Raw genomic sequence first — 1,528 nt, 5'->3', positions numbered from 1 at the left:
CATGGTTAGCACTGCCATGAGCGTTTACGGTAAGGTTAAGGGAAAGAGCGGCAGCGTAAAAGCTGGGAAGAAAGAAGGTCAGGGAGAATTCGATTTTACTTTGGAATAAATAATTACGCCGTAGGGCGGAAGCAAATGATCATAATAAGACCCGGCTGTAATGGCCGGGTTTTACGGTTCAGGCGTATGAATTCAATGTATTGCTTTTGGGTGAGTGTTGTTATAATACGAGTTTCGTTTGAATATAGTCTCTGAGTTGTGCCTCTGGTCCGTTTGCGTCAGTTCAGAATTTTCCGCAAAGACGGAATGTCTTTTGCCTATGTCTGCTGGGCATCTGTCAATGTGTGACTGAAATGAAGGATTTGAAGCGGACTATTTTTGAAGGGAAAATTGTTAAGAGTCGTCAGGTTGCTCCTGATGGGAGTGGTGCTGCTGTGGTGGAGTGGTAGGTGTATAAGTTACTTGTTCGATTTCGAAATTTTTGTTCTTCACTGGCAATTACGTCTGGTTTTTTCTTGGTGTATTTGCAGGAGCAGAATCCCGTCTCCTCTAAGTTTTCCGACCTATACCCTCAGAATGAATTTGCAGGGATCATATTTGTCTCTATTTATTCAATTTTTGGCTACCTAACTGATAGCTCGCGTAATGATGGATTCGATAAGGAGGAAGATAAAAAATTTGCGTCGGACAACCCTTTTTATGTCTTGTTTGGTGTGTATTCATTTTTAACTTTTCCTTTTGTTTTGGGGCAGTATGTTGGTCTTATTAAAATAGATTCTTGGTTTTTAATATTTAAATCTATGATTTTAATATCATCATTTGTTTCTATTTTTTGTATGTATATATTTAGGAAATCTTTTTTAAGATTCGTAGCAGAAGTAGTGCCGCTTCGCTGCAAATTAAAAAACATATCTTTTTATCTGTTTAGTCTTTTTTGTATTGTTGTGATTCTATTAATGAATATTGACTATTATTGTATTGATATCTTTAGTGAGTATAACAATAGGTCTAATTCTTTGTCATATATGTTGTATTTGGTAATGTATTTTGTCATTTGCTTTGTTGCTTGTGTCATTTTTAATTTCGTAAATTGGATGGAGAGACGGGCTCATGGGAATAGCAAGTAATAAAAGTGCTAAAACTATACAAAATCTGATTGATAATTCTTCAACTAAAGCAGAGCGAAACAGGGAAGCTCTAGCGCAGCAAGGGTATCTTGCTGGGGGGATAGGGGGCTGCAGAGTATGCTGCAAAAAAAGCAGAGATGAACTTGGTATAAAATCAATTGATTTACAAAATGTAAATGAAGACGGAACAAAGGTTGACGGAAATATAATTGCCCGAAGTTTTAAATTTTCAAAAATAGATTCGTATTCAGTGGGCTGAACGTTACGTGGAAGCTTTCGAAGGTCTGGCCCGTGAATCAACAACTCTGATCCTTCCTGCCGAGGCCGGTAATGTCGCTTCCATGGTTAGCACTGCCATGAGCGTTTACGGTAAGGTTAAGGGAAAGAGCGGCAGCGTAAAA

General features: G+C 38.2%; 3 protein-coding genes and 1 pseudogene. All 4 read left to right on the top strand.

Translation table 11 applies throughout. From position 1 onward, the window contains the following. The coding region (locus tag D0S45_20300; protein TIH08943.1) for a paraslipin at positions 1-109 on the top strand (109 nt) is incomplete at its 5' end. Between the two features lie 340 nt (positions 110-449). Further along, positions 450-1,127 (top strand): hypothetical protein, encoded by a 678-nt coding sequence (locus tag D0S45_20295; protein ID TIH08942.1) that lies wholly within the window; start codon positions 450-452, stop codon positions 1,125-1,127. Beyond that, positions 1,111-1,386, top strand: a complete 276-nt coding sequence (locus tag D0S45_20290; protein ID TIH08941.1) for a hypothetical protein — start codon at positions 1,111-1,113, stop codon at positions 1,384-1,386. The genes D0S45_20295 and D0S45_20290 overlap by 17 nt, the downstream gene beginning before the upstream one ends. Then, positions 1,373-1,528 (top strand): annotated as a pseudogene (locus D0S45_20285) (paraslipin). The gene D0S45_20290 and the pseudogene D0S45_20285 overlap by 14 nt, the downstream one beginning before the upstream one ends.

It is taken from the genome of Marinifilum sp. JC120 (assembly GCA_004923195.1).
In the GTDB taxonomy this organism is placed as follows: domain Bacteria; phylum Desulfobacterota; class Desulfovibrionia; order Desulfovibrionales; family Desulfovibrionaceae; genus Maridesulfovibrio.
This window is presented reverse-complemented; position numbering and strand designations above follow the sequence as displayed.